This window comes from Subtercola vilae (assembly GCF_004923255.1).
Classification (GTDB): Bacteria; Actinomycetota; Actinomycetes; order Actinomycetales; family Microbacteriaceae; genus Subtercola; species Subtercola vilae.
Genome location: NZ_QYRT01000017.1, coordinates 1 through 26,127 on the forward strand (window position 1 = coordinate 1; position 26,127 = coordinate 26,127).

Genomic DNA, 26,127 nt, shown 5'->3' on the forward strand with positions numbered 1-26,127 from the left:
CGACCCACCTCCCGGAGGTCCCACAGCTTCGTAACGACGTCAGGGAGCATTCGCTCGGAGAACCGTCCAGACATATCGATCAACACCATCCACAGAGTAAGTGGTGCAATCACTGCTTGAATCCGCCGGGTTTTGCGTTCCGCTTTCTGCTCGTCCGTCATCGGCCCAGCCTGCGCCGGGGTACTCCCGAAGCTGGCCCAGCGCGGTCGATGCGCTTCTGGGGTGCAGCACACCGGGCTGACCCGCACATCGTCGCCGTGGTAGACCACCACGGTCACGGCGTGCCCGGGGCACGTCTTGTGTTCGTCCGCGTCTAGCTGCGGGCGCATCGTGTCGGTGGGCTCAGCATTGGTGAGCCGGTGAACGCTCTCGTAGGAATCCTCGTCCGTGGCCACGCGCACGCCTGCGGCCTGAAAGTCAGCGACGACCTCTATGCGTTTGGCTTCGTTGACCCGTTCCTGCCTGATCTGCTCGGCCGCGTACTCCAAGTCGTGGAAGTCACCCTCCGCGATCTGGGAGAGTTCCGCGATCGCGGCGTCGTCGCCGTCGAACTCTGCCAACACGAGCGCGGTGTCGAAACTGATCTGCCCGCCCGCGAGGGCGGTGCTAGCGTCGACCGATTTCGCGACGGTCAACGATGCTTTGACCTGTTCCTTGCTGGTGCTGGTCTGCTTCGCGATCGCGGTCACACTCAGCCCGCCGAGTTCGAGTTGACGGAACGCGGCGACTTTCTGGTGATCGGTCAGTCCTGTGCGGCGCTCGTTGGTGACGTACTGCTCCGTGACGCGGTGCACGACGTCCAGCGGGCGCTCACCGATCAGCACTGGTACCGTGCAGCCGACGAGGCGTGCGGCGAGTACTCGAAGCTGGCCGTCACGAACGACGACCTGGCCCAGGTCGTTGCGGTAGCCGAGAACGGCCTGCAAGACTCCATGCTGCCGGACGGAGTCAACGAACCAGTCTTCAACGAGTGCGTCTTCGGGGTGGTCGCGGATGTTCTCTTCCAGAACGATGTTGGCCGCGTCTACGCGCACCAACTCTTCCGGCGCGGTAGCGGCTGGGGCGATAGTGGTGTGTGTCATTTCAGGTGTAACCTTTCGCTTGATTATTTGTTTGTTGTTCCGGGCCACCGACCTCCAAGTAGGTGGCCCGGAATTCTTTTTGCTCAGGGGTTAGATGTTCCCGAGCAGCGCGGGCGCGAGGAGCGCCGTGTACTCCGCTGCCGGTCGGTACTGCATCCGCCACCCGATGATGATGTTGATCTGTTCGTCGGTGAGGCTCACGCTCTCTCCGTCAGAAGCGTGTCCGAGGAACAGGCCCGCTCCGAACAGCACCCCGTCGATCCCGTTGCTGCGGGCGATGACGGAAAGCTCGATGTTCAGACTCGACCGGTACAACCCCTCGTCGTCAACGAACACGTCGATGCCCTCTGGCAGCCCGACGGCATCGAACACGTCGACGCTGATCGACTGGGTGATGCCCGACAACCGCGCGGTCACCGTACTGTCATCGATTTCGATGCGTGCGAGATCCCCGTCGAGACTCAGCCGTATCCCGTAAAGCATGTGTATACCCAACTTTCCTCATCGTTGTTCTTCCCATTCGGTGCGTTGATCAGGGCTTCCGGACACGGCCGTGGGCGCGGAGGGAGCGGTTGCTAAGCGCAGCGCCCGCAGGGTGCGGAGTCTGCAAATAGCGACTGGAGAGCACACGGACGGGCCCGGGAGCTAGGATCGGCAAGCCGAATGGGGAGGACAACGACCTCCCCAAAAAAGACAGCGCCGGCACCGCCGGCACAGATCAATCAGAACAGCACCGGCAAATCCGGTACCGCCCAGTGACCGGCTGCATCGACGCATGGTCGCGCAGGCGTTGCAGGCGCCGGTGCCGCCGAGGAGGAACAGCGCGACGCCCTGGAGCCCCCGCACCTTGACAAGGCCAGGTGGGAGCAGAATAGGAACATGACGACGGATATCTGGGGGCTTCGAAAGCCGTAGCGCCGGCTCACCCTCACCGAGGGGCTGTGGGTCGGCGCTCTTCGACTCTCGGAAGCCGCCTTGTCACACACCGATGCCCACGAACCTCTTCGCGTACGCATATCGCATTGCGACGTATCTGCCGTCGCAGTTCACAACCACGGCGATCGTGCGTGCGACCTACCACCCCGCGGCGTCGTCGACGACCGCGAATGGGACCGAGCCGCGTGTCGATGGGAGTGGAAATACGACGGCAGGAACGTCTGCTCCTGCGAAATGTGCCATGAAGGCCAGAGCCACAAGCGCGAGCGACGGCGCGCCCGTCACAGCAGCCGCACCCATCTTCAAGCCACGGCCCAGCGCTGGAACAACGGCGAGGACTACGAAAGTTAGAAGCTGGAGCCGGCTACGGGCACTCCCTTCCGGGTCGCGCCCCAGCTCGGGACTCTCCAAGGATCCCTCGGCTAAGTCAAGATTGAGTGGGTCGGCTCCAACGAGCTTGACGATGCTGGGGAGGATCGGGACGCGGACCTCGGGGAAATATTTGTTCGAAGGGTCGAAGGCTCTCTCGAAATTGCTGGGGAGCACCCAGTCTCGCCGCCACCCGGCGTCCTCGAGGCTGATAGGTCCTCGAGGCTGATAGGTCGGTCCGGCCAGAACGAGCGTTGCCCATCACTCGTAACCGTCACGAGGGCATATCCGTCTTCACCGTCGATCGGGCCTCGAAACCGATTCGTTTCGCGGTACCTGGGCGGCATGTCCGAGTATTCACTCGTGGGTCGACGTTTCGGATCGAGCGGGAGGGAGAACACTGCGGCGATCACAGAGCTCGGTCGGAATATTCGTGCGGTCGACGCCGCTGCCTCAGCGGTGTCGACCTCAACCGACACATTGCCGACCTGCTGACCATCGCGATAACAGACCCGCCACAGCGCTGCCATTCTTGTCACATACCGTCGACGTCGACGGGCTCGAGCAGCTCGGGGTCGTCCCAGGTCGGGCGTGTGCGGACGTTGTTGATGGTTAGGCCTACCGGCTATGTGGTGATCGTCGACGCGACCTGTTCAGAGGACGACAGCAGCATGTCGAGGGTCTCAGCGGGGTCCTCGAGTTCGGTGGGCGAGAGCCATGCGTCCCACAGGTCCGGGGTGAGGAACGCCGGCATGCGGTCGTGGATCTCGCCGGATGCGTCGCGGGCCTCTCGGGTGATGATGGCAAACCGGACATTCCAGTCGTCGCCGGTCTTGACCGGGACGTAGATGCCTGCCGCCGAGAGGAAGTCGGCGTCGGAGTGGATGAAGTAGGGCTGCTTCTTGCCCGCGATCGTCTTCCACTCGTAAATAGCCGAGCATGGGCACGATCACGCGTCGCCCGAGGAATGCCTTCTTCCACAGGTTCGAGCTCGTGAGGTTTTCGATCCGCGCGTTGATCTGCGGCGCCGGCGTCTTCAGCCACGGCGGCCGGAAGTCCCACGTAGCATCCCAGTCGACCTCGCAGCGCAGCTCGCCGGAGTCCTCGTCGACGCGGTCGCGGACGATGACTGGGTTGGTTGGCGCGACGTTGTAGTTAGCCACCCAGTCCGCTGGGCGCCACTCCTGCGGATCACCGCCGGCGTGAACGTAGGCGGTGATCGTCTCGTTCACCTTGCCGTCGATCGCGAACCGCCCGCACATGCGCTCCACCATACATCGCGCTACTCAAAGGGTGATCTTCAGCGGCCGGGATCTCCCGGGAAGGTAATGATTGTCCGAGTGTCAGGGCGTAAATGGCGAGTAGCGGTTGTGGGTAGCGGTAGCCCGGTCAGGTGGTAGCACGATTCCGGGCACACGGTAGCGCCGGGGGTCTGAGGGCTGCTCTGCTGTGAGATGACGGCGCATTGGGCGTTCGTCATCTCATCGTTTGGGGCGGGTTCACTATGGCGGACTATCGGAAGATCTTGGTGTTGTTGTTGGAGGGGCGTAGTTACCGTGACGTCGTCGAGGTCGCGGGCTGCTCGCATCGTGACGTGGCACGGGTCGCGCAAGAGGTCCGGGAACGGGGCGTCAGCTCGGCTTCTGGGGTGAGCGATGTGGAGTTGGCAGTCTGGTTCCCCGACGGGCGCCGGAAAGTGTCGGAGGAATACGACCAGCCTGATTTGTCGCGGGTGTTGGCGTCGATGAAGCAGAACCGGCATTTCACTTTGCTGTTGGCGTGGCGGCGCTATGTCGACACGAAAGATGTGGGTAAGAAGTACGGGTATTCGCAGTTCTGTGCCCTGTTTGCCGATTACCTCCGCAGCCACGACCTCGTCGCGGTGCTGCGTCACGAGCCGGGCCGGGCGATGCTCGTGGACTGGGCCGGTGACACGATCGATGTTGTTGACACGATCACCGGCGAGGTGACGAGGGCGGTGTTGTTCGTCGCGGTGTTGCCGTTTTCGGGGCTGATGTTCTGCCGCGCGTTCGCTGATATGAAGTCCCCGGCGTGGCTTGACGCGCACGTGCAGGCGTTCGCGTTCTTCGGCGGTGTGCCGCAGATCGTGGTCCCGGACAACCCGACGACCTCGACGCACCAGACCCACAAGGGCGACGCGGAACGCGTCGTGAACGCCAGGTATCAGCAACTCGCCGACCACTACCAAACAGCGATCGTGCCGGCACGGGTCCGGCGCCCGCGCGACAAAGCAGCCGCGGAAAACGCGGTGAACGTCGTCAATAAGCGTGTCATCGGTTACCTCGACGATGACATGTTCACGACCCTCAGCGAGTTGAACGACGCGATCGGTGAGCGGGTACGAGAGATCAATCACGACATTCGCCGTGCCGACGACAGCACCCGGTGGGAAAGGTTCGACACCGAGGAACGCGCGCTGCTCGGTGCGTTGCCGGATGCGGGGTTCGAGGACGTCGAATGGAAAGAGCTCAAAGCGGCCCGGAATTATCACGTCACTGCGGACACGCAACGATATTCCGTGCCATTCGCGTTGGCCGGCCGACTTCTGCGGGTCCGGCTGACCGCGTCGACAGTCACGGTCTTCGACGGGCACGAGAGTGTCTGCGACCACCCGAGGCTGACGGGCCGGAAGGGGCAGTATTCGACCCTGCCGGAACACGTGCCGCCGCAGCACCGCAACATCGACGGGCTGTGGTCCAGGCGCTGGTTCACCGATCGGGCCCGAAGCGTCGGCCCGGCAACAGTCACGGTGATCGAGCAGATCCTCGACGCACAAACGATCGAGGCGCAAGGGTATTTGGCGTGTCAGAACATCCTCGACGGGCTCGGGAAGAACAACCGGGAACGGCTCGAAGCAGCCTGCCAGGATCTCCTCAACCGCCGCGCCCATCCGACGTATTCGACGTTGAAACGGCTGATGGCCGCGATCGACACCGATATGAGAAAGCCCCGCCCGGTGGCCCCGGCTGCCTCGACACGTAAACACGGCAGCGCCGTCGTTTTCCGTGATGCCGACCCCGATGTCTATGTCCGCGATGCGTCGCACTACGCACGCGGCGAGGAGAGCATCTGATGTTCACGAGCATCGATTACGACAAGTTCCGGGCCCTCCGCGTAACACACGTCACGACCCGGCTGGAGGAACTCATCCAAGACGAAACCAACGACACCCTCACCCCCGAGCAGCTGTTCCTCACCGCGGTCGATGACGCCCTCGAGTCACGGCGCATCAACAAAGTCGACAAACTCATCCGCCAAGCCGCGGTCCCCATCCCAGGAGCGACCGTAGCGGAGGTCGACTACCGCGACGGCCGCGGCATCACACCGGTTCGGATGCGACGCTACGCCGCCCACGATTGGCGTACCGATCCGACGAACCTGCTGATCATCTCACCCACCGGGGGCGGGAAAACCTACCTCGCCTGCGCGTTGGCCATCGGCGCCTGCCAAAGCGAGCACTCGGTCCTCTTTTACCGGATGGACGACCTCGCCCGCCGACTGATCATCGCCCGAGGTGACGGGATCGCGCATCAGAAACTGTTGAACGAGCTCTCCAACATCGACCTGCTCATCATCGACGATTTCCTCACCGTCGGCATCGACAGCGACGCCGCCAGCGACCTGTTCGCGATCCTCGCCAACCGGGAACACCGGTTGCCGACCATGATTGCCTCGCAAACCGGACCCGCGCACTGGGTCGCCGAGCTGCCCGACCGCGTCGCCGCGGACTCGATCGTGAACCGACTCGCCAACAACGCCCGCATCATCAACCTCGGCCAAATCGACATGCGTCGACACCGCAATGACCAGGCCCGCGCCCACGAGGGGTACTGGGAATAACGCGATAGCGGTCCGGGCAGCAAGCTCGGGCCGCTACCACTTCCACAGAATCGCGCTACCAACAACATGGACTACCGCTACCAAGAACCGCTACTCGCCACGTAAAGGCGTGCGGTACATTTGCGCCGATAATGAACCTTATATCAAGTAAAGTATCTGGTATTCGCAGTAAGTGCGAATTAGCGGGCGCCGGTGTCGACCGCATCGCAGGGATTTGGATCAATTTTTCTGGCGTGCTCGGACGGGAACCCTTGACCCGTAGAAGCGGCAAGCATCTGCGATCTCATCCTCTGATACCTCAGCCGACAGACCGACAAACACGGATAGCGGTCTTCCCCAGTAAGGGGTGGCCATGTTGGTCAATCAGTCGGGGGTCGCTGGCTGCTCTATCGCTCTTGGCGCAGAAAAACTGTCCCTGGCATATAGTGCGGCTGGTGATCGATTGTCTCTCGCGACACTCGACTCAGCTCGAGGAAAGCTGCTCGTGCTGCAGGATTCGTTCCCTCGCCGGCTCCTCGCAGGGTCACTGCTTCTTGACCCCCATCTTGGTGGTTGCGATACTCGACCCCGAGAGCATCACCGAGTTCATCGGCTAGTGAGGTCGCTAACCCGAGACCCCTGCGATCAAACGCAACGACATCGAAACCTTTCTGCCACTCAAAAAGTTCTGTGAGGGCGGCGTAATAGGAGTTCTCCCACGCCTTCATCCTCGCTTCGAGTTCTTTCGTGAGGTGCGCGTCCTCATAGGCCACCGGTCCCGGTGCGAACCAGAGAACGGTGTCCGCATAGTCAGGGAACACCCGCACGACTGACCGAAGGTACTCAACCGCGCTAGCCATGACCCGACTCTAGTCACCAAAGCCATGCGACGTCACCCACATAAGCACAGCATTTGCCCTGTGGCTGTCCCCATAAGAGAGGACAGGCACAGATTCCCTCCCGAGCCATACTGGTCATATTGCGACCGCTCGCGGTCATGACAGGATCGAGGAAACCATGAGGGTTAAGAAATCGTTGCTTACTGCCACGGTCGTGGGTCTGTTGATCGTAGGAAGCGCTGCGCCAGCCTTCGCGGGAACAGCTGACACCGGCGCGGTTACGATGATGGTCCGCGTCAACGGTCAAGAAGTGCCTTTCGACTCATCCTTTCCGACACAACCGCTTCACCTGCACGGCACCCCGCCGATACAATCGACCGGCCCTCACACCAACCTGATCAACTTCGACCAGTGGTATGGCTGTTACACGCTCAATCACGACGATGACATCTTCGCGACTTTCTACACCCCATCACAGAACGAGCAGCCAGGACGGGAAATCAACCTTCGCTGCGGCAACAGCAGCTACGGCTATAAGCACATTGAATCTGGAAAGAAAGCAGACTGGCAAGCCAAGTTTGACGGGGCAGTCAACGCCGGCTGGATTCCGCAAAGTCAAGGGATGCAATCCTGGGACGACCTCATGGCAGTCGCTGCCGGGGACGCGATTTCTTACCCCAATTTCTCGACCGTCAACCAGTTCAACCAGACCACATGCGCAGTTGTCAACGTCGATTTCTATAAAGAAGGTGTTGGCCTTGTTTACACCTTCAATGCACGCGCCGCCTACTCCAACACCAACGATCGCCTCATCACCGCGTTCCCGCAATCGAGCACAATCTGCCCTCCGGGCTTGGGCGATTAGGTTCAGGTGTGAGCACAATTCAAACTGTCCTGAAAACCTAGAGGTATGTGACGCGCACCGTTGTCCCCTACTCCCCACCGTCCGCGACTGTTCGGTGACTCGCAGGGTCTGTAACGTTTTTGGTGTTTCCGGCATTTTTGGTTAGTAGGTTTCTGCTGCCGGCCAGCGGTCGGCGAAGGTGATCGCGAACGCGTTCAGCGCGGGTTTCCACCGCACTGTCCAGCGTGTCCTGCCAACCCCGGTCGGGTCAAGCGACCGGGTCACGAGATCTCCCCCACTGAAGCGTCAGCGGGGGTACCCCCAGGCATTTCAGCGCCGCGGCCTCGGTCGGGAAATGACCCCGAGCCCGGACGGCACGCCGGTAACGGGCGTTCAGCGATTCGATCGCATTCGTCGAGCAGATCACGGTTCTGACCTCGACGTCGTAATCGAGGAAGGGGGTGAATTCTTCCCACGCGGACTCCCATAACCGGATGATCGCACCATATTTCTTGCCCCACTTCTCGGTGAGTTCCTCTAACGCGGCACGAGCTGCGGCTGGGCTCGAGGCGGTATAAATCGGGCGGACATCTTTCTTCAGTGCGTCCCAGTCCTTTTTCGACGCCAACCGGAACGTGTTGCGGATCAGATGGATGATGCAGGACTGGACCGTCGCTAACGGCCACACGTTGCCCACCACCTCCGGCAGTCCCTTCAGACCGTCGCAGACGAGGAAGAACGCATCGGTGACGCCCCGGTTCTTGATGTCCGTGAGGACACTCATCCAGAACTTCGCCCCCTCACCACCAGTCCCGGCCCAGAGGCCAAGGATGTCTTTCTCTCCCTCCAGCGACACCCCGATCGCCGCATAGATCGGACTGGGCCCACGGGCGGTGTTCCCGCCTGGGGAGTCGCGACCTGGCCGTCACGGATCTTCACCACGATCGCTGGGCCCACGGCGCATTCTTGCGCTGGGGACAATGAAGATCGCTGCGTAGACGGCGTCCAGGGGCCGGCTGGACCACGACGCCATCTCCTCGGACACCTTCTCGGTGATCCTGGAGATGGTTTCCTTGGACACCTGCGCCCCGTAGATCTGGGCGAAGTGCGCACTGATCTCACCCGTCGTCAAACCATGCGCGTACAACGACAGGACCATCTTATCAACGCCGCCCAGACGGCGTTGATGCTTCTTCACGATCACCGGGACGAAGGTGCCCTCCCGGTCCCTGGGGACCTCGATCTGTACGTGCCCGGTCCCTTCGGTCAGGACTGTTTTCGGTCGGGACCCGTTCCGCACATTCGAGGCCTTCCGGCCGGGATCGGCGTGGTGTTTCTCGTGCCCGAGATGCTCGGTCATTTCCTCGTTCAACGCGGTCTCGAGGACCGTTTTCGTGAACTGCTTCAACAGCCCATCCGGGCCCGTGAGGGACAAGCCCTGCTCGGCCGCCATCCGGACCAACTCCTTCGCTGCGAGCTCCTCCGCAGAGGGCTCCGGCTTGTTTCTCTTCACAACATCCAGTGTCGTCACCACGGCACCTTCACCGCCAGGCACACGCCCGACGCGTTAGGCCAGAAACACCGAATTCAGCACAGTCCCGACTCGCACCGCTGCCCCTATGGTTGGTGTCGAAGTTTCGTCGGCGGGGCGGGAGCGTCGTAGCTGTGTCCGGTGCTGTCGTTGTCGTTGTCGTTGTCGCCGAGGATCTTTCGGAGTCGTTCTTGGTTGTGCTCGTGGGATGCGGTTGGCGTAACGCTGTCGTTCCTGACTTGCGGAGCGTCGACGCCCCGCTGTAGGTCAGGGGCGAGGTTCGGTGAAACTGGCGGCGTGCTGGCGGTAGCGCGCAGTTCGGCGGTCCAGGTGGCGAATCGTTCCTTGATCGCGGCGAGCTGGGCGGGTTGTACTCCGTAGTCGGCCACGCGCTCGGGGGTCAGTCTCTGGGCCCGCTCGAGTTGGGTGATGAACATCGGGATCCCGAATCCCGCGTCACGTTCGCCCGCAGCGTCGACCAGCTGGGCGTCGGTGAATTTGCCGGACATTCTGATGGCGTCGACGTCGAGATAGTCGCGATCCTCGGCGCGACTGTAAAGGGCGCTGACTTTGTTACCCACGGCGTCGTCGAGACTGAGGACAGCGCCAACGGAGAGGGTGACAGGATCGCCTTCGCGCGAGTCGACGCCCATGTCGATTTCCACGAATCGGCCGTCGCTCGTGGTGACGAGCAGCTGCGCGAAGGACTCGACCCGTCGACGCTCATCGACCTGCAGCCCGGTCAAGCGGAGCTCGTTGATGACGGTGTCGACGGCGGTAGAGAACCGGGTCGCGTCGACGTCGGACGTAAACAGGTCGACGTCCTGGGTGGGCCGGTCGGTGAGCCCGTGCTCACGGATCGCGCCCGAGCCCGCGAGAGCGAACTGTGTGCCCTCGAGCGCGGTCAGCGCGGCACGGGTCACGTCGCGCTGCAGCGCCTCGTCCGGAGCCAGGCCGCCGGCATCGGCCAGAGCGTTCACTACCGGAGTGGCTGCGGCGACGTGCGCGCCGTCAGTTCGGGGAAGCGGCTCTCCCACAGCTGCCGCGCCCGCGGAGGCAGGTTGAGTTCCGCCCAGACCGAAATCAGAACGTCACGGTTCAGAATCTTCACCTGGTCCTCGACAGTGCCTTCTTGGATCGTGGCCTGGTACGCCTTGGTGGCTCCCCACAGCGCTGAAAGGTCGACAGCGGGGTTCGGTCCCCAGTAGATCCACGGCGGGAGCCGGAGGGCGCCGGAGGCCGGCCCCCGCAAGTCTTCGAGCTGCTCGGGGGCGTCGTACGGCTTAACGTCCTGAAAACGAATCCGCTTCGTCGGCGCCGCCGATTTGAGTGATGTCCCAATCACGCCGGTGGACGAGGGAACAGTTTCGTACGTGAACTCCACTTCGACCTCCTCACATTTCTGACCCCAGTTTACCGCGGGTGCCCGCCGGCCACTAGAAAGGGGCCCAAGCCGCTGCACAACACAAATTCTGGGGGCGGCTTACCGGTTGTAGGCAAGATCAGCAAAGTGCCGAATAACGGTTTTCACGCCCTCGCAGAGCTCGCCGCTCAGCTCATGGCTTCGTGGATCAGAGGAATTGTTGAGCATCCAGCTGTGTGAGATTCCCAGGATCGTCGACGCATCTGCTGGTGATAGCAAGATCACCTCGGCCGCGGTCATGGCCTCGTAGCGGTCGCGGAATGCTCGATACCACCGCCCATTGTCGAAAAGGAGGTGTCTGACGCCAGACGGGTTGAGGACCATGATTGCGCCGGGCCAGTCTCCGAAGCCTTTGCCAGGCATCCAGGGGTCTTCTTGAGCCTGAATCCAGAGGTTTCCATATTTGTCTTCGAGAGGTTTCCATTCCTCGCAGATATGCATCTCTGCCCCTCTCTGTCCGCATCGTATCTCCGGGCCCGCTCGGCGCCGGGACTCTGTTCAGCCGGCGAACGGGAGTCGGCCGCAGATATTTTGAGGGCGCGAAACGTTCTCAGCAGGCAATCGCACGCGGGGTTTGTAACACTTCAATGGCACGTAACAACAAGTCCGGTTCGTTGCGCACAGCTTCGACCTTGGCCAGCAGCTCACGCGCGTCTTTCGAGGGTTCCTGACCGTTCGGGCCCTCGGTGGGCACGTCGCCGAGCACCCAGACGGGACCGGAGAACGCGAAATTTCGTGCACCAGGCAAGCGCCGCAACACCGCATACGCCTCACCACGAAGAACGGAGATCCGCCACTCGCTGAAGGCATCGTTGCCGAGCTCGGGTTCTGACAGACGAAAGCCGTCAGCCACGTCCCAGCCACCAACATCTCCCGGTATACCCCATCGACCGGCCCGGTCTGGATGCTCGGCCAGGTAGGCCAGCGAACTTTCATAGACTCGGACACCGGGGGGCTGTTCATTCAAGAACCGTGCTGACGACATACCCACATCATTTCAGACCGCCGCGGCGGAATCGAGAGCCAGATGAGGCCGCCAAGCCGTGTGCGTCGCGATTCGGCGGCGTCATTTTGTTCAGATCCGGTTTCGAAGGGTGGTTGTTGGATACGGGTCGCGATCGTGGGTGTCACGGGGATCGGGGTTGCCGTTGAGGATCTTCCGGAGCCTTTCGGCGGTCTGCTCGGTTCCCGTCGACGCCGTCGGTGTCGGGGTGCTGACGGGTTGAGTGTGGCCTGGTTCTGATGGGGCGCTGTCGTCGAGCATTTCTGCGGCCAGAGCGGTGTTCACGGCGTTGAGCCGGGTTTCCGCGTGCCGGAGCTCGTCGACGTGTTGAAGGACTGACCGAGCCTGGCCTCGGCCTCCCGGATAGCGGTTTGGGCTTCCTGCTTGGCCTGCTCGACTGTCTCGATGCTGCGCGGGATCCCGGTCGCGCGATGTTCGAGCTGGCGGATCAGGCCGGCGCCGCCCTCGAGGAACGAGTCACGGCCGAGCTGGATGCTGCTGTGTGGAATATCGCGCAGGGTGAGCGTAATGAAGGGCTGCTGGTTCAGGCCCGGCGCGGCGCCGGCATCGATGGTGTGACCGGCGATCTCACCGAGGGTGCCGAGTCTGCGGTTCTCGTATGCCGAAAGCCACTTCGCTCCCGAGTTCGCGGCCCACTCGGTGAGAGCCTGGCCAGCTTCCGCGCGGGTGGTGTACCTGTTGTTCCCGACGGTCATAACGAAGTTGTCGCCACTGACGTCGGTGGTGCGGGGCAGCGCCTGGCGCAGCAGATACAGTTCGTTCTCGGCGTTATCGATGCGAGAAGATGCTTGCTGGCGGGTAGCGGCAAGCACGGTCTGGGCCCGGTGATGCGCCCGCTCGAGGCGTTGCAGACGCTGATAGTCGTTATCGGCCTCGGCCTTTTCCAACAGGAGCAGGTTACCGGAGGTAATTGCTTTCATCTCCGCCGCCCCTAACGCGGCGTCCCCGATGCCCTCGATCTCGCGGGAATCGAGCTTTCCGCGAAGGATCTGGTTGATGAACTTGGCTTTCCGTTCCACGGTTTGCCGCATATAGGTATCGAACGATGGTTCGGTGGCGGAATCAACCAGTGAACCGATGAAATAGTTTTTGTCGGCTCGGTAGTCTGGTCTGTATGGTGGATGCGTTTGATGATCCCGAGGTGAAACGGCTGATGGCCGAGCTCGGTGTTGTGCACCGCCCGGGCCTTGCTGCGGAGTTGATGGAAGAGATCGGGCCGTTACTTGCCGAGGACGGTTTCGATGTCAACAACCTCGAAGCCCCTGACCTTGACACCCTGAACGCGGCGATCGGCCGGGCTGTGGAACGGCGAAACTTCGAACGCTTCGTGCCCGTCGATAACTCACGGCAACAAGCACTCCGGATCCTCCGCCTTGTGGCGGAGGCGATCGGTGACGGCAACACCCCAGCCGCTCGAACTCTTATCGCCGGGCTCGAACCCGAACCGGCCGGGGACAAACCATCGATCGCACACGTCATCGGTGTCAGCCTCGGCCTTCTGGATACCTGGCACACGACCCCGGCACTGCACGCGACGCTTCGTGGCACGAGGGTTCCGGTGTGGGACAAACCTGCCCGGACCGCGGCGGCTGATGTGCTCGCGCTGGCAGGGAAGGGGCGGGCGTTTGATTCCATCTCGGGGTTACACCGAAGGCACACCGGACTGATGATCCTCACCGGCGGTATCCTCGCCGTCGCAGGCACCCTACAAGCCTGGGCAACCCACGAGCGCACCACCGTCCGTGAACTCACCCGGGCAGTGCTGCCCGACAGCACGAGCACCCAAGACGCAGCCCCCGCCGAACAGGGCAGCCCCGCCCAATCCGTCGTGCCGAATCGGGTGCTGACGATTCCCGAGGAGCTTGAAAGCATGATGCGACCCGACGCGCTCGCCTCGTTTCGAAGTCAGGTGCGGCAGGCTCACCTTGATGAACCCGTCACGGTCAGCATCACCGCGAAGGCCAGGTTCGTGCTGCCGTACCAGTGGCTGCTTGACCAGGTCGGAGGCGGTGGCATCCGGCTGACCGCGGCAGGGTATCTCCCGCCCGCGGTCGTCGCATCAGCGATGGAAGAACTGGGCTGGCAGAAAGACTGGGTCGGGAAAGGGAACCGTGAAGACCTGACTATGCCGGTCCTTTATCACCGGGAAAGCATGATGGCGATGAAGCTACTGCACCGCCGGAAAGGTGTCCTGCTCCCAACACCGGTTGGCCGGCGTCTGACCGGTGACCCGGCAGGCCTCTGGAACTTCCTCGCACGTTCGATGCTGGTACGGCCGACCGAGGTCGAGGCGCGGGCGACGGAGTTCTTCCTCCTCGCTGTAGCGGCCCGGTCTTCGCAATCGCATAACGAGTACTCGGCCGCGGTAGCGGCAGGGCTGTACTCGATTGGTTGGGCAGACCCCTCCGGCAGACAGATCAGACCCGATCAGGCCTTCACCTTGTTCGCAGATACCTGGCGGACCCTCCGCCGGTTAGGCGCGTTCGAAGACGACCGCGAATACGGGGTCCGGGGCACTGTGAAACCGGTCGGTGCCGCGTTCGCCCGATACACCCTCACCCAGCCACCGAAACCCTAACCGATCCGAGGGTGCCCGGGTGGTTGTACGCCGCCGGTGCGGAGGAGGGTCTTGAAGCCAAGACCAGTTCCGGACCGGTCACCGCAGAGTGGACGACTTTTATAGTTCGGTCCATGGCGTGTTCTGTACGGCGGGTTGCCACACCCATGCCTCCTGCCGGACCTGCTCAGCGTTCACCCAACGTACTCTCACCGCAGTGGGCGTCCATGCCAGGACGTAAACGTTCACCTTCATCGCTCGGCCGGAGTACCGAACCCACGCCCGTGCCTTTTTCGGCTTCGGGTCGTACGTGACGAGCTCGTTCTCCAAATCCAACTCGAACATCGTGAGGCTGTCGGGCTCACCGACCATGTCGCGGAGGTTCTTCTTCTGAAGCGAGCGTCGCTCGATCGAGCTTGCGTAGCGCCGGTTCGAAGTCACGACTCAACACACGCTCATGGCGCCGGCAGTGGAAAGGCGTGGACAACGTGCAGCTGATGGTGGGACTCTTTGCTCATGAGCAAACCACGGAGCCTCGCCAAGACAGCGGTTGCCGCGAACGTCATGGTCTGGTTCGGGGCGGCCGCGTTCATCTTCGCTCTCGCGGGCGAACAAACCTGGTCGGCGTTTCACGGCCAGTGGCACAACATTCTCGGCTGGGCACTCATATGCGGCGTAGGAGCTGCGATCAGCATCGTTGGAATCATCGAAATCCGTCGCCTCCGCGCTCGGCTTCCCCGCTGACCGAGCCAGGCCAGCCCACGCAAGACCGTGTCCGGTTGCTCGCCAACGTGATACACCCCATCCACAGAGACTCGAACATATGTTCGAGTCAACAATAGCTGCGGGGATGAAGCGTGGCCAGTGTGGCACGAGTCTGGCCGAGGGTGCGATGGTGGGGGAGTCTGAGGGGGATCCCGCTCAGGGCCGGCCCCGGAAGGGCCGGCCGCACCGTATCAGGGGGTCAAGGTTGTGGTGGCTGTGACGTCATCGAGATCGCCTTCCCAGAAGTAATCGAGCGCGGCATTGATCATGCTGCGGGTCACAACGTCAACGTTGATACCGTGCGCGGCACGCTCCGGGAAGGACAGCGTCACGGTCAGACTCCGGGTCGGCAGAGCACGATCAATGCCGTCGCCGATGTTCCGGTCGGTGAGGGCGTATTGGTAGGTCCAGGCGATTGCGACGGCACCGTCTGGGCCGTCACCGTCCCGATCATAGGCAGCCCGGTGTTCGTCCTGGACGGGGTGCGGCTGGCGAGTGCAGCGCCATTCAGCGCCTTGCACATCGATCGTGGTGCGCCCGCACTCGGCGCCGGTAGGGCTGAGGTCAGCGGGTGGGGCGTCTGGGTCGATCTGGTGCGGTTCGAGGGCATCGGGCCGCTGGTACGTGATAATCATGGTGTCTCCTTCAAAAGTTCGGGGAGGGGTGGGCCTGTTCTCACCCCTCCCAGGAGTGCTACTCGGCGGCGTCTTCGGCGCTATTGTCGGCGGCGCTGTCGTTTTCGGTGTCGAGGATCGCGGCGATCTGGTGCGCGGTGCGGAGTACCCGGGCGGCTGCGGATTTGATCATGTCGGTGTTGGCGTCAGCCCAACCGGCGATGTAGCCGATGCTGTACGCGCTGGTATCGAACCCGACAAGGCCTGCGACGACGTATGCGACGCTCTCCGCCTCGGTCTCCATCAGGCCCCGGTGCTCGGCGTACTCGGCTGGATCGCCAGTGTGGTCCATCAGGATGTGGGCGGTCTCGTGGATCAGGGTCTTGGCCCTGTGTTCGGTGCTGAGATTCACGTCCAGAACTACACTCATTTCCGCAGCGTCCGCGTACCCGTTCATCGTCCCGGGCAGAGAGCGGTATGAGACCGTCCACCCGTCGCTGATCAGGTGCGCGGTCAGCGCGGTGGTGACGCCGAAGTCTGCCGTGCCGGTGAGCTGCTCGGTGAGCGCGGTCGCATCCGGTGCGCCTTCGGCGGGGTCGGTCTGGCTGATGTCGAACACCGACAGGATCGGGAACCGGGCAACCCGCTTTTCCTGGGCTTCACCGTTGTCGTCATCTTCAGTGATCTTCTTCGTGGAGTACCCGAAGATCCGGATCCCGGTTTCACCTTTCCGGACCTGACGGCCAAGGGTCTGCCATTTCCGGAACCCGGCGACCCGGGACGCTTCGGGCTTCTGCGCCAAGATCAGCAACAAATTGTTCAGCGAGTAAGTATGAAACGCGGTCGCGAAGTCCAGAAACGCGGCCCACCGTTCGGTGTTACGCAGCTGCTCGACCTGGTCACTGATCGACGCGTGTAACGCTTCGGCTTGCGCTTTCTTCTCTTCAATACTTTTGGCAGGCTTACCGGCCGTGTCCTTGGTGCTGCGTGTGGTGGTGGTCATCTTCTCTTCCCCCTTCGTTGTTTTTGCAGTGAAGGCACGAAGTGTCGAGCAGGACGGGCGGGAGCTGTGCAACCCGCAGGGCGGTGGCGGAGAGAAGTTCGGCCGAGATAAGGGAACGCCAGTGACCGCGGCCGCGCTTGTCGGGGGAACCGGTGGCGAAGCCACTTGAACTGCTCCCGAACGGACGTACGATGCCGCCAGGCTTCACGTCAAAAACAAACAAAAGGCCCGTCAGGGCCAGACAGCGCCGCGAAGCGGCTCCCATCAGGAGCACTGCGACGCCGCGGTTCGCCGGGAGCCTCACCACGGAGTCGCGTCCGCCTCCGTCGGCCGCCCACTAGAGCCTCGCCGAAGAGTGAAGGGGGCCTAGAAGGAGTTGCCCGTAACATCCTCATCCGGGCCCCAACTGCAGCGCCAAAACGATGAGGAATGGGGGACGTAAATCGTTGCCCGCCTCGCGGCGGATCTTCGTGCAGAGTTCCCTTCGATCAAGGGGTTCTCGAGATCGAATCTGTTCTACATGCGCGCTCTCGCGAAGGCCTGACCCGACCGGGAGCAAATAGTCCAGCAGGCTGCTGGACTAGGCCCGGAGGGAGTTATCCGTCACCTCCTGATCGAGGCCCCGACTACAGACCCGCGACTCGCACCTCGGTTAGGCACTCCCTCACCGCACAAAAGCTTCCAATACATCCAATGTATAAATATTAGTACCTAGCGTGTATATTAATTGTATGGTCGCATTGGTAGAACGTCTCATCGGTGGTTCATTGCTGCTCGCGAACGGTGTGCCCGTTTTGGTCCTGGAGGGCGCGAGGGCTGTCGGTAAGACAACGCTGATGAGGAACACCATGGTTGCTGCTGGTTTTTCTTATACAAGCTTGGCGGATCCTGCGACGCGCCGCTTTGCGATGGCGGACCTCGCGGGTTGGCTGCGCCGGCTGCCTCGTCCTGCGATCATCGATGAGGCCCAGCTCATTCCGGACCTGCCGTTGTTACTGAAAGAGGTAGTCGATACCTTGGGCTCCGGAACTCATTTCGTTCTTACGGGTTCGGCATCGATTGGGCGATCAGGGTTGAACGGGTCTGATCCGCTGACGCGGCGGTCGCGGCGCTTCACGATGAGTCCACTGACGTCGTGGGAGATCTCATCGCAGCGGGGTTCTCTGATCGATCTACTCTATGAACAGATCCCGGTGCAGCACACTCGCGCCGACCTCTCAGATGACGCGCTCCTGGATCAGATGAGGTTGGGAGGCTTTCCTACATACGTATTTCCCGACCTCATTGAAACGCACGGGCAGACCTCTCAACGGATTCGTTCAGACCTGACCGCGGTCCTCAGCGACGACGTGCTTCCCGGCCGGGGGTTCGACGCAACAATCGCACGCACAGTCCTGGACAACCTGTTACGCACCCCGGGCGGAATCTTCAACGCAAGCCGGATCGCTCAAAGCCACGACCTGGACCGTCGAACCATCGACCGATATCTGGGTCTTTTCGAGCGCGTCTTTCTGGTTCACTGGCTCGCGAACCTGGCAACAAACCCGTCCAGGCAAAGTCATACCCGAGCAAAAATCCATCCCGTGGACACATCATTTTCTGTTGAATCTTTGGTCCGGGCAGGAACGAACCTTATCGAGGATCGTGAAACGTTCGGCGCCCTTCTGGAAAGCCACGTTGTCAACCAAATCCTCGCCTCAACAGAATGGTCTGAGACGCGACCCGAAGCGTACTTCTGGCGACAAGCCAGCGCGACCAGCCCAGAGGTAGACCTTGTCCTGATTGACGGATCCAACAGAGTCATCGGCATCGAGGTCAAAGCGTCACGCACTATCCACCCTCGCGACCTCACCGCAATGCGTGCCCTTCAGCAAGACCGCGGGCTTCATCGAGGCTTCATCTACTACACCGGGAACGAAGTCCGACAACTGGCCGACAACATTTGGGCACTACCCATCAGCACCCTAAACGACAGCACCACCTTTGAAGAAAAACCCCAAACTAACAGTAAGGTCCACATGCCTACAATCCCGACCGAGACCCGAAGCCGCGACGCGAGCATGTTCCTCAGCTACGTCCACGCCGACAATGAGCGCTCCGGTGGTCGAATCGTGAAATTCGCCCGAGACCTCGTCGATACATACGACTACTTATACGGTCACACCATCGAACTATTCATTGATCGTGACGATATCGCCTGGGGCCAACAATGGAGCAGCCGGCTCAAGAGCGAAGCCGAAAGCACAACGTTCCTCCTCAGCATCGTGACACCGCGTTACCTCACCAGCCCAGCTTGCCGAGAAGAAGTGGTGAACTTCGCTGCGGCAGCCACCGAAGCTCAAGAGCCCAAACTCCTGCTCCCGCTGCAGTGGGTGGACATCGCCGACACCGATGTCGTCGCCGAATCCGACCCTGTACTAACCAAAATCCGGCAAACTCAATGGGAGAGCATTACCGAGATCCGGCAAATCGAACCCGGTTCAATACAGTACGACCAACTCCTGGAACGCGTCGCCGCCCGCCTCAAGCAGACGATCGATAACCGGACCAAAGGAATCACCGACGTATCTGCTATCACCCCAATGGTGCCGAAAGATGACCGAGACCTCATCGAGTTGCAGCAAGCCCTAGAAAGCCGGAAAGAAGACTTCGAGGTTGCCGTTATGGACTTCAAGAACGCTTTCGGCGACATCGGTGCCGTCTTCCAAGGCAAACCAGCGCTGCAGGTAGCCGACACCTATGGTGCGGCGAAGGTTCTAGCCGACCTCGGCGAGGAATTACGGGGTCCAGTCGAGAATCTGCGAACTGCCACCGAAACACTTGGCGCGCTTTGGCAAGGCTACGATTCGGACATTTCCCGGGCCGCACTGATTCTCAGCGAGATTCCCGACACCACAACCCGGCGCAGCGTCTTCGAATCCCTCGACAGCCTCGCAAACACGCTCGAACTCCCCGGAGCGGACCTGATGGAACAAAAGCTACGAAGCATCGGGGAAGTATCCCGCCACCTTCGCCCGATGAGCCGTGCATTCAGCGCAGCCCTGCAACTCCTCAACGGCATTCAAGCCTCTGCTCGAGCATGGCGAGACCGAATATAGATGTAAGTACACCAACCAATTAGATAGCAATCACCAATTAACGGTTCTTGCGAGCCGGGGAGGAGCCTTTTCGCTCAAAAGCCATACGGGAAGCGTTACCGTTCCATCCCGGAAGCATTCCCGTTCCTAAGTCCTCTGGTGTCACTTCGATACCGACCGCGACCCCATGCCGCGAGGATCTTGAGGTCCCTGGCATTCCTCTCCTGCGCGCAGTCCGCGCGGGAGAAATATCGATTGATAATTATCACATCCGCGTGTTTCCGGCCCTCTTCCGGCGATTACTTGACGCAATATCCAGTATTAGCACAGCTTTATGGCCTACAAAGCGTACAACTTTTGGAGCTACCTTGCTATCATGATGGCATGTCGTCATCGTCTGCTCTGCCGGTCCTACCCGTCCTTCCCACCTCGGAGGCACGGGTGGCGCTTCCTGATGCGCTCCGCCGGTTCCGTGCCCAGGGCGTGATGGCACAGCCGGTCATCTTTGGTGGCCACCGCCGCGCTGAGGGTGTGGTGATCCCGTTCGAGCTTTATGCGGAACTCGTGCCGGTCATCGAAGACATAGAGATCGCTCACATGGTGCGTGAACGTGCGGCCGCCGGCGAGTCGGTACCCCTGGCTGACGTAGCCGCCGCGCTCGGCCTCGACTCCGACACATACCGGTAGTGACGGCAAAGCTGCAGCTGAGAGCACTCGTGCCGGGATTTCAGAACGACATGGATGATCTACCTGACCAGGCCACGAAAAAGATGGTGCTCGATATGCTCGTTCTTATTCGCGACGGTAAGGTTACCGGGGTGAAGCTGGACTCCCGCGTTGACACGGGCGACCTAGGCGACTGCTACAAGTTCTACTTCGATCCCAACGGCTCAGGCAAGCCTCGCTACCGTCTCGTGTACCGCTACACGCCCGACGAGCTCCACGCTGTCGCCGTTGAGGCCGTCGCGGTGGGAAGACGCGCGAATCTTGATGCGTACCGCCGCGCGATCGCCAATCTCGGCCGAGAGTGAGCTTGGTGCAAGGATGAGTATCGTGCACTGCGATGTCGCGTATTCGTGGACGCTGCCCGACGGCCTGCCGATGTTGGGGGCGTCGAAACCGGTGGTCGGCGGCTGGTGGTAGCTCCGAGGATGTTGCGTGTAGAGCACTGGGCGGGTTCCGACGGCCCCGGTGCGCTGCACGTGTTCATTGACGGCGTGCGAGTCCGCGCAGACGGTTCGCTTGGTGCTCGAAAGGGTCTCGGATTTAGCGATGAACCCGAGCGGTGGGGAGACGGCGTGGGTAACACCGATGACCTACCGGACTGGTCCGGCCCTTACGTCGAGGCGGCCCGTGTTTGGGAGGCGGCCCGGGGCAATCCTCGACCACCCCGCCTGCAACTAGTCTGAGCGTCCGGAACTACGGCTTAGTAGCACAGATCAATAAGCGCGACGAGATTGCCGAGAAGTGCTCGACTAAATTGTATGAGGAGAGCGGGGGAGGGGCATCACCGGACCGCCATGGCAAACAATATTGGTTTGAGGAAACGGCACCGCGATGCCGGGTTCCGAGTTTTTTGCGGGATGCGCGCGGGTGGTCCGGAGCGCCCGGGCGTCCTGATTAGTCATGAAACGCGCGCATATAGCTAGCCAGAGAAAGACAGGAAAGTTCCGCTTTTCCGGGCCTCTTCTGGCGAATACTTGACCTAATATCCATTATCTCGCTTAGGGCGGAGCGGGGGAGAGTTCGCCGCAGGTTGCCAATACTGCCGGTCTGATACACTTGCAATACATGTATCGCAGGAGGCGCGAGATGGGTGCGATGTCGATTCGCTTGTCGGATGATGAAGTGCAGCGTCTGGAGACGCTTGCTGCGCGCACGGGACGTTCAAAGACGTTCTATGTTCGCGAAGCTGTGCATGAACACCTTGGCGATCTCGAGGAACGTTATTGGGCCGACGATGTCATCGAGCGTTGGGAAGCTTCGGATCGCTCTACCCGGCCGGCGAGTGAGCTGTGGGCTGAGCTGGACGCGTGACGCGGTGGCATCTCGAGACGACGCCTGAGTTTGACAAGGCGGCGCGTCGCCTCGACAAGCCTATGCTTCGTCGGATCCGTGATTACCTCGAAGACGTCACTGAGCTGGAGAATCCGCGCGATCGCGGAAAAGGTCTCAGCGCTGACCGCGCCGGCTATTGGCGATATCGCATTGGTGATTACCGGGTCATCGTTGAAATCTTGGATGATCAACTCGTTCTGGTTGCTCTAGACCTTGGTCATCGATCTGAAATTTACTGACAACAGTTGAGGATTACACCGAATCCGCTAGGTGCGTCTGGGGGAGCGGTGACGGGCCCGGGAGACGTCAAAGCTGGCGCTTCGACCACCTCCGTGAGGTTGCGTCTGGGCGGCAAAGCAGCCTCAGGCACGGCCGAATCGGGCTGTAAAAATAGGAGCATACGACCCGATAATTTCGTCCTGAGTTTATCGCTCACTCGTGTAAACTCCGCATGATTCCGGGCCTCTCCGCCCAGCTGCAGGTGTGGTCTCGTATTCGGGAGTCTCGTATTGTGCTGGGCTGGTTCATTGACGAATAGACCTTTTGCGGCGCGCTGCTTGGGGAACGACCGTCTCTACGCCTGGCTAGCTCTGAGCTGGGGTCTCGCTCAGGACATCGCTGAGGCGATCGAGTGGGATCTCTTGCTCACGGCTCCAGTTCAGAAACCGGGTTGGAGTTAGGATCGCTGGCTGTGTCGTGAGTTGCATCCCGGCTTCAGAAAGCTTCTTCGATATGTGGAGGCGGATAGAGCGCAAGGACATAGCCACAAAGATGAATTCTGCGATGATCACGAGGGGCAGCAGCAGGTTGGCGATCCCAAATTGCGTGCTGTATTGAGGGCCTACTGCGGATTTCAGGACGCCGGCGATTAGCCAAAGGGCCCAGGTGATGATGATCAAGATGAGCGGCACCATCAACGCTCGATATTGTCGCCGCGCGAGATTTGTGCCGACGAGCGGCGTCCAATTCGAAACAAAGCGCGCTTTGCTAAAAATTGCGTCCCCCGTAGCTTTTCGGCGTCATTGATTGGCCAATTCTGTCAGATTTGCGCCCGACGGCAGTCGTCACGCGTCTGTTCCTGTCTTCGCGGGAATGATGACCTCGCGGCGCCATTACAGGACGTTCATTTTCTGACGTCATGGTAGTCGTTTGTTGATGTAGTCGATGAAGGTGGCTCCGGCGTCGCGGCGGTGGCGGTCGGTGGTGGGGTAGCTGTAGCCGAGGGTATCGGCGACGATCGGTGCGGGGAGGTCGATGACGAGAGCCCGGATGGTGGCGTTCTTCGCGCCTTGGAGGTCGAGGCCGGCTCGTCGGAGTTTGATCATCAGGGCGCTTTGGTTGATGTGTCGGCCGGGGCGGGCGCCGGGAAATAGCCAGCGTTGGGTTGTGTGCGTCGAGGTTGTTTGGTTGGGGAGGGCTGCGAGGTGCTGCTGGATGACGGAGTCGAACGGCGGGGGGAGTATGACTGCGGTGTCGGTGACGCGGACTGTGCTGACACCGTTTTCGTAGGTTTCGACCAGGTCGATGGTCATCGTCGCGATCCTCGTCACGGGTTGGCCGAGGAGCAGGAAGAACACGGCGGCCGCGCGTAGTGCGGAATCAAGGGTCGTATCGGTGACGATGTGTCGGAGGATATCGAGGCGTTGGGTTTGGCTGACGATCGGACTGGTTTTGGCGACCCGGTAGGGCGCTTCGATGGCAGGAAGGTGGCCGTTCTTAGTTGCCCAGCGGATGAAGCCGCGGGCTAGTAAGGAAGGTGGCCGTTCTTAGTTGCCCAGCGGATGAAGCCGCGGGCTAGTGAGTGTGTGGTCGGGCCAGCGGCAAGCCAGGCGTCGATATCGTTCTGAGTGCATTCCCGTGGTGAGACTCGGCGGTGGTGGAGGAAGCGGAGGAATTCCAGGGCGGTGCTGGTGGATTGGCGGGCGGCGAGCATCGTGCCGGGTTTCAGGGCGCCTATTTCAAGGAGGTGGTGCATCCGGTTCAGGTGGACCCACCTGGCGTATTGGCGGATCAGGGTCGATTGCTCCGGTGTTGCGGTACTGATTTTGTGTTCGAGCCAGCTGGTGAACCGTTCGATGTCCCGGTCGTAGGGGGGCAGGATGCGGTGTTCGACGAGAAGGTCGCGAAGGAATTCGACTTTCTTCGGCTTGGGTGGCGGGTGAAGGTGTCGTGCTTGAGCGGTGCGGTACCGGTCGCGAGGGCGCGGAGCAGTTCGGTCACGTCGGGGTTGACGATCAGCCAGATCCTCGCGGAGCGAGCGTGTTCCTGGGTAGTCAGGGCGGTAAAGAGGACGTGCAGGGCGGGGTTGATTCGTCCGGTGCCGTCGTCGAGCATGATGGTGAGGTCGTCGGTGAGGCAGCAGTGGGCGCAGAGTCCTTGGCGGACGGGTTCGTCTTCGCGGTTGCAGCGTGTGCAGTGGAAGTCCTTCGGGATTCCGGCGCAATCAACGCAGCAGGGGATCCCGTCGGTGAGGCCGGGAAGTAGCCGGCAGGTGGGGCAGGTGCCGTGGATGCGGGTGGCTGTTTGGTAGCACTTTCGACAGATCCGGCCTTCGGGCCAGGTGGTCGCGAATCGTACCGAGCTGCGGTCGCAGCGGGCGCAACTCCTGCCGAGCCCGTTCGTCACGAAGGAGGCAGGATGCGTGCTCGCTGCGGCCGGAACGTGTCGGAGTCTGTGGCGGATGGCCCACCGGTTCCGGTGCGGATTTGTGAAGACGTCGCGACGACGCTGATGGGACAGAGCTCCTCGAAGGTGCAGTCGAGCGTGTCCAAGATGGCGCCGAACATAACGATGTTCATGCGTTCTGGTTTCGACCCGATCAGCCGGTAGATCTGCGACGCGGACAGGTGCACACCGCGATCTTCGAGGTGGGGCAGGATGTCGGAGATCGTGTTCATCCCGCGGGCGGCCATCAGCTCACGTAACCGCCAGCCGTATTCGATTTTGCGTTCCATTAGGGTTCCTTCCGGGTGATTGCGGCCTTTGCGGTTCGGGCGAGGGCGTCGTTGACGACGCGGGCCCGGTAGTCAGGGGACAAGCCGGTGTAGATCGAGGTTGTCGACCCGTGCTCGTGGCCGACTTGCTGCTGGACGAAGAACGCGTCGTAGCCGTCCTCGATCAGATGCGTGACGTAGGAGCGGCGCAGGGAGTGGAAATCGAGGCCATCGTCCAGGCCCGCTTCCTTCCGGACTTCGGTGAACATGCTCGAGACCCAGTTCGCAGCGACCGTATGGCCGCCGCGCTCAGAGGGCCACAACCAGCTCGCACCCGGCGCGGCAAGACGGGGCCGGCCCTCAACGATCCACTCATCCAAGCATCCGACAGCCCAACCGAACTCGGGAACGGTCAGAACGCTTCGCCGTTTCGGCGGCGACCCCTTCATCGCCTTCCCATGCCGCACATATACGATCCCGGCCTCGCCGAATTGACGGGCTGCCGGGTTAGCGGCGAGATCGACGAGGTCGAGCATCCGGACCTCGTTGCGGCGAAGACCCCATGCGTAAGCGGTCTTCATCATCGTCGCCATCCGGAACGCCGGCACCCAACCCTTGCTGTTGGAATTACGGATCCGGACGACGCGTTCGTCGGCGCAGTCGAAGAGATCCTGCAGCTCGGCACGGGTGTAGGGCCGCTTGCCGGGACCAGCGATTGCCTGCTATGTGTGCCGTGCAGTGTTCCACTCGTGGAAGACCTGCACCGGATGATCGCCGAACCGAGACCAGCACAGCTCAACCCAGCCGTACGCGGGATCGACGATGTACTCGAGGAACATTCGTAACGCGTTCTGGTAGCTCAGCAGCGTCGAGTGCGAACCATGGCGCAGCACCCGGAATTCGAGGAAGAACTCATCCACCTCCGGTGCCGTCCACGCCCACGGATACGACCCGACGTAGTCCTGGAACCGGCAGACCACGGATCGGCGGCGTTCGATCGTGGCCTCGGCCAGGTTCCGTGAGGTCTGCTGAGCACGCCAACCCGCAAGCATCGCCGCCCAGACCGTCTCTTCGGCGTGAAGGACCGCAGCGCCGCCAGCTAAATGGGCTGGAACGGCACCAATCGGGCCCTCAACTATCGTTCGCATATTACGCGAAAGCTTTGCATTAAATGCGAACCGTCGTCAACGGACTTCATGGACTGTCCGATCAGAGGGTCATTAGATCAACGC

Annotated in this window: 29 protein-coding genes and 2 pseudogenes; 10 read left to right on the top strand and 21 right to left on the bottom strand. The window is 61.5% G+C overall.

Going from position 1 to position 26,127, the window contains the following annotated elements:
* From D4765_RS10100 to D4765_RS20150, 4 genes and pseudogenes are all read right to left on the bottom strand, one after another.
* Positions 1-1,082 (bottom strand): ParB/RepB/Spo0J family partition protein (locus D4765_RS10100; protein WP_201799282.1); only part of this gene is annotated, 1,082 nt, incomplete at its 3' end.
* Positions 1,083-1,172: 90 nt separating this feature from the next.
* Positions 1,173-1,565, bottom strand: a complete 393-nt coding sequence (locus D4765_RS10105; protein ID WP_136642183.1) for a DUF3846 domain-containing protein — start codon at positions 1,563-1,565, stop codon at positions 1,173-1,175.
* 1,447 nt (positions 1,566-3,012) lie between these two features.
* Positions 3,013-3,318, bottom strand: a complete 306-nt coding sequence (locus D4765_RS20145; RefSeq protein ID WP_420824533.1) for an SOS response-associated peptidase family protein — start codon at positions 3,316-3,318, stop codon at positions 3,013-3,015.
* A gap of 10 nt (positions 3,319-3,328) precedes the next feature.
* A pseudogene (locus D4765_RS20150) lies at positions 3,329-3,661 on the bottom strand (SOS response-associated peptidase family protein); the annotation flags it as partial.
* 230 nt (positions 3,662-3,891) lie between these two features.
* Between D4765_RS20150 and istA the strand changes: the two are divergent.
* Positions 3,892-5,481, top strand: a complete 1,590-nt coding sequence (istA, locus tag D4765_RS10115) for an IS21 family transposase (RefSeq protein WP_136642185.1) — start codon at positions 3,892-3,894, stop codon at positions 5,479-5,481.
* Positions 5,481-6,248 carry an ATP-binding protein gene (locus D4765_RS10120; protein WP_136642186.1) on the top strand — a complete coding sequence of 256 codons (768 nt, stop codon included), beginning with the start codon at positions 5,481-5,483 and terminating at the stop codon, positions 6,246-6,248. Before istA ends, D4765_RS10120 begins: the two co-directional genes overlap by 1 nt.
* Positions 6,249-6,634: 386 nt before the next feature.
* Here the strand turns inward: D4765_RS10120 and D4765_RS10125 are convergent, their stop codons facing one another.
* A complete protein-coding gene (locus D4765_RS10125) occupies positions 6,635-7,087 on the bottom strand; it encodes a hypothetical protein (RefSeq protein WP_136642187.1) in 453 nt (150 codons plus the stop codon).
* Between the two features lie 157 nt (positions 7,088-7,244).
* Between D4765_RS10125 and D4765_RS10130 the strand changes: the two genes are divergently transcribed.
* On the top strand, positions 7,245-7,931 hold the full coding sequence (locus D4765_RS10130) for a hypothetical protein (protein ID WP_136642188.1): 687 nt from the start codon (positions 7,245-7,247) through the stop codon (positions 7,929-7,931).
* Between the two features lie 247 nt (positions 7,932-8,178).
* Here the strand turns inward: D4765_RS10130 and D4765_RS10135 are convergent.
* The 7 genes and pseudogenes from D4765_RS10135 to D4765_RS10165 all read right to left on the bottom strand — a co-directional run bounded on the left by D4765_RS10135 (position 8,179) and on the right by D4765_RS10165 (position 12,907).
* Positions 8,179-9,363 (bottom strand): annotated as a pseudogene (locus D4765_RS10135) (IS256 family transposase).
* A gap of 164 nt (positions 9,364-9,527) precedes the next feature.
* Positions 9,528-10,421 carry a nucleotidyl transferase AbiEii/AbiGii toxin family protein gene (locus D4765_RS10140; protein WP_237280366.1) on the bottom strand — a complete coding sequence of 298 codons (894 nt, stop codon included), beginning with the start codon at positions 10,419-10,421 and terminating at the stop codon, positions 9,528-9,530.
* Positions 10,421-10,825, bottom strand: coding sequence for a transcriptional regulator (locus D4765_RS10145; protein WP_201799283.1), 405 nt, complete (start codon positions 10,823-10,825; stop codon positions 10,421-10,423). The genes D4765_RS10140 and D4765_RS10145 overlap by 1 nt, the downstream gene beginning before the upstream one ends.
* Before the next feature lie 99 nt (positions 10,826-10,924).
* On the bottom strand, positions 10,925-11,305 hold the full coding sequence (locus D4765_RS10150; RefSeq protein ID WP_136642189.1) for a hypothetical protein: 381 nt from the start codon (positions 11,303-11,305) through the stop codon (positions 10,925-10,927).
* Positions 11,306-11,414: 109 nt separating this feature from the next.
* On the bottom strand, positions 11,415-11,849 hold the full coding sequence (locus D4765_RS10155) for a hypothetical protein (protein WP_136642190.1): 435 nt from the start codon (positions 11,847-11,849) through the stop codon (positions 11,415-11,417).
* A 90-nt stretch (positions 11,850-11,939) separates the two neighbouring features.
* Positions 11,940-12,152, bottom strand: a complete 213-nt coding sequence (locus D4765_RS10160; RefSeq protein WP_136642191.1) for a hypothetical protein — start codon at positions 12,150-12,152, stop codon at positions 11,940-11,942.
* Positions 12,149-12,907, bottom strand: a complete 759-nt coding sequence (locus D4765_RS10165; protein WP_161580408.1) for a hypothetical protein — start codon at positions 12,905-12,907, stop codon at positions 12,149-12,151. The genes D4765_RS10160 and D4765_RS10165 overlap by 4 nt, the downstream gene beginning before the upstream one ends.
* 95 nt (positions 12,908-13,002) lie before the next feature.
* On the opposite strand from D4765_RS10165, the gene D4765_RS10170 reads away from it, so the two are divergent.
* Positions 13,003-14,466 (top strand): hypothetical protein, encoded by a 1,464-nt coding sequence (locus D4765_RS10170; protein ID WP_136642193.1) that lies wholly within the window; start codon positions 13,003-13,005, stop codon positions 14,464-14,466.
* Between the two features lie 99 nt (positions 14,467-14,565).
* On the opposite strand, the gene D4765_RS10175 is transcribed toward D4765_RS10170, so the two are convergent.
* Entirely contained in the window at positions 14,566-14,886 is a 321-nt protein-coding gene (locus D4765_RS10175; RefSeq protein ID WP_136642194.1) for a hypothetical protein, read from the bottom strand.
* A 75-nt stretch (positions 14,887-14,961) separates the two neighbouring features.
* Between D4765_RS10175 and D4765_RS10180 the strand changes: the two genes are divergently transcribed.
* Complete coding sequence (locus D4765_RS10180) at positions 14,962-15,189, top strand: hypothetical protein (protein ID WP_136642195.1); 228 nt, start codon at positions 14,962-14,964, stop codon at positions 15,187-15,189.
* 212 nt (positions 15,190-15,401) lie between these two features.
* Here the strand turns inward: D4765_RS10180 and D4765_RS10185 are convergent, their stop codons facing one another.
* Together D4765_RS10185 and D4765_RS10190 are read right to left on the bottom strand one after the other, a co-directional pair.
* A complete protein-coding gene (locus D4765_RS10185; RefSeq protein WP_136642196.1) occupies positions 15,402-15,845 on the bottom strand; it encodes a hypothetical protein in 444 nt (147 codons plus the stop codon).
* A 58-nt stretch (positions 15,846-15,903) separates the two neighbouring features.
* Positions 15,904-16,827 (bottom strand): ArdC-like ssDNA-binding domain-containing protein, encoded by a 924-nt coding sequence (locus D4765_RS10190; protein ID WP_136642197.1) that lies wholly within the window; start codon positions 16,825-16,827, stop codon positions 15,904-15,906.
* 731 nt (positions 16,828-17,558) lie between these two features.
* Between D4765_RS10190 and D4765_RS10200 the strand changes: the two genes are divergently transcribed.
* From D4765_RS10200 to D4765_RS10220, 5 genes are all read left to right on the top strand, one after another.
* Complete coding sequence (locus D4765_RS10200) at positions 17,559-19,925, top strand: DUF4143 domain-containing protein (RefSeq protein WP_136642198.1); 2,367 nt, start codon at positions 17,559-17,561, stop codon at positions 19,923-19,925.
* Between the two features lie 363 nt (positions 19,926-20,288).
* Positions 20,289-20,591, top strand: a complete 303-nt coding sequence (locus D4765_RS10205) for a hypothetical protein (RefSeq protein WP_136642199.1) — start codon at positions 20,289-20,291, stop codon at positions 20,589-20,591.
* Complete coding sequence (locus D4765_RS10210) at positions 20,591-20,935, top strand: hypothetical protein (RefSeq protein ID WP_237280367.1); 345 nt, start codon at positions 20,591-20,593, stop codon at positions 20,933-20,935. Before D4765_RS10205 ends, D4765_RS10210 begins: the two co-directional genes overlap by 1 nt.
* A 781-nt stretch (positions 20,936-21,716) precedes the next feature.
* On the top strand, positions 21,717-21,941 hold the full coding sequence (gene relB, locus D4765_RS10215) for a type II toxin-antitoxin system RelB family antitoxin (protein WP_237280368.1): 225 nt from the start codon (positions 21,717-21,719) through the stop codon (positions 21,939-21,941).
* Complete coding sequence (locus D4765_RS10220) at positions 21,938-22,201, top strand: type II toxin-antitoxin system RelE family toxin (RefSeq protein WP_136642200.1); 264 nt, start codon at positions 21,938-21,940, stop codon at positions 22,199-22,201. Before relB ends, D4765_RS10220 begins: the two co-directional genes overlap by 4 nt.
* Positions 22,202-22,546: 345 nt before the next feature.
* On the opposite strand, the gene D4765_RS10225 is transcribed toward D4765_RS10220, so the two are convergent.
* The 6 genes from D4765_RS10225 to D4765_RS19690 form a co-directional block, all read right to left on the bottom strand.
* Positions 22,547-22,876 (bottom strand): hypothetical protein, encoded by a 330-nt coding sequence (locus D4765_RS10225; protein WP_136642201.1) that lies wholly within the window; start codon positions 22,874-22,876, stop codon positions 22,547-22,549.
* Between the two features lie 222 nt (positions 22,877-23,098).
* Positions 23,099-23,494 carry a hypothetical protein gene (locus D4765_RS10230; RefSeq protein WP_136642202.1) on the bottom strand — a complete coding sequence of 132 codons (396 nt, stop codon included), beginning with the start codon at positions 23,492-23,494 and terminating at the stop codon, positions 23,099-23,101.
* Between the two features lie 478 nt (positions 23,495-23,972).
* Entirely contained in the window at positions 23,973-24,587 is a 615-nt protein-coding gene (locus D4765_RS10235; protein WP_136642203.1) for a hypothetical protein, read from the bottom strand.
* Positions 24,584-24,916 carry a helix-turn-helix domain-containing protein gene (locus D4765_RS10240; protein WP_136642204.1) on the bottom strand — a complete coding sequence of 111 codons (333 nt, stop codon included), beginning with the start codon at positions 24,914-24,916 and terminating at the stop codon, positions 24,584-24,586. Before D4765_RS10240 ends, D4765_RS10235 begins: the two co-directional genes overlap by 4 nt.
* A complete protein-coding gene (locus D4765_RS19685; protein WP_272898619.1) occupies positions 24,916-25,488 on the bottom strand; it encodes a tyrosine-type recombinase/integrase in 573 nt (190 codons plus the stop codon). Before D4765_RS19685 ends, D4765_RS10240 begins: the two co-directional genes overlap by 1 nt.
* Before the next feature lie 129 nt (positions 25,489-25,617).
* Positions 25,618-26,043, bottom strand: coding sequence for a phage integrase N-terminal SAM-like domain-containing protein (locus tag D4765_RS19690; protein ID WP_237280370.1), 426 nt, complete (start codon positions 26,041-26,043; stop codon positions 25,618-25,620).
* Positions 26,044-26,127 lie beyond the last annotated feature (84 nt).

Bases quoted from the DNA above. Each gene is read 5' to 3' on its own strand.
- D4765_RS10105 (WP_136642183.1), bottom strand. From the start codon at position 1,565: ATGCTTTACGGGATACGGCTGAGTCTCGACGGGGATCTCGCACGCATC.
- istA (WP_136642185.1), top strand. From the start codon at position 3,892: ATGGCGGACTATCGGAAGATCTTGGTGTTGTTGTTGGAGGGGCGTAGT.
- D4765_RS10120 (WP_136642186.1), top strand. From the start codon at position 5,481: ATGTTCACGAGCATCGATTACGACAAGTTCCGGGCCCTCCGCGTAACA.
- D4765_RS10125 (WP_136642187.1), bottom strand. From the start codon at position 7,087: ATGGCTAGCGCGGTTGAGTACCTTCGGTCAGTCGTGCGGGTGTTCCCT.
- D4765_RS10130 (WP_136642188.1), top strand. From the start codon at position 7,245: ATGAGGGTTAAGAAATCGTTGCTTACTGCCACGGTCGTGGGTCTGTTG.
- D4765_RS10150 (WP_136642189.1), bottom strand. From the start codon at position 11,305: ATGCATATCTGCGAGGAATGGAAACCTCTCGAAGACAAATATGGAAAC.
- D4765_RS10155 (WP_136642190.1), bottom strand. From the start codon at position 11,849: ATGTCGTCAGCACGGTTCTTGAATGAACAGCCCCCCGGTGTCCGAGTC.
- D4765_RS10170 (WP_136642193.1), top strand. From the start codon at position 13,003: ATGGTGGATGCGTTTGATGATCCCGAGGTGAAACGGCTGATGGCCGAG.
- D4765_RS10180 (WP_136642195.1), top strand. From the start codon at position 14,962: ATGAGCAAACCACGGAGCCTCGCCAAGACAGCGGTTGCCGCGAACGTC.
- D4765_RS10185 (WP_136642196.1), bottom strand. From the start codon at position 15,845: ATGATTATCACGTACCAGCGGCCCGATGCCCTCGAACCGCACCAGATC.
- D4765_RS10190 (WP_136642197.1), bottom strand. From the start codon at position 16,827: ATGACCACCACCACACGCAGCACCAAGGACACGGCCGGTAAGCCTGCC.
- D4765_RS10200 (WP_136642198.1), top strand. From the start codon at position 17,559: ATGGTCGCATTGGTAGAACGTCTCATCGGTGGTTCATTGCTGCTCGCG.
- D4765_RS10205 (WP_136642199.1), top strand. From the start codon at position 20,289: ATGTCGTCATCGTCTGCTCTGCCGGTCCTACCCGTCCTTCCCACCTCG.
- relB (WP_237280368.1), top strand. From the start codon at position 21,717: ATGGGTGCGATGTCGATTCGCTTGTCGGATGATGAAGTGCAGCGTCTG.
- D4765_RS10225 (WP_136642201.1), bottom strand. From the start codon at position 22,876: ATGGTGCCGCTCATCTTGATCATCATCACCTGGGCCCTTTGGCTAATC.
- D4765_RS10230 (WP_136642202.1), bottom strand. From the start codon at position 23,494: ATGACCATCGACCTGGTCGAAACCTACGAAAACGGTGTCAGCACAGTC.
- D4765_RS10240 (WP_136642204.1), bottom strand. From the start codon at position 24,916: ATGGAACGCAAAATCGAATACGGCTGGCGGTTACGTGAGCTGATGGCC.
- D4765_RS19685 (WP_272898619.1), bottom strand. From the start codon at position 25,488: ATGGCGACGATGATGAAGACCGCTTACGCATGGGGTCTTCGCCGCAAC.
- D4765_RS19690 (WP_237280370.1), bottom strand. From the start codon at position 26,043: ATGCGAACGATAGTTGAGGGCCCGATTGGTGCCGTTCCAGCCCATTTA.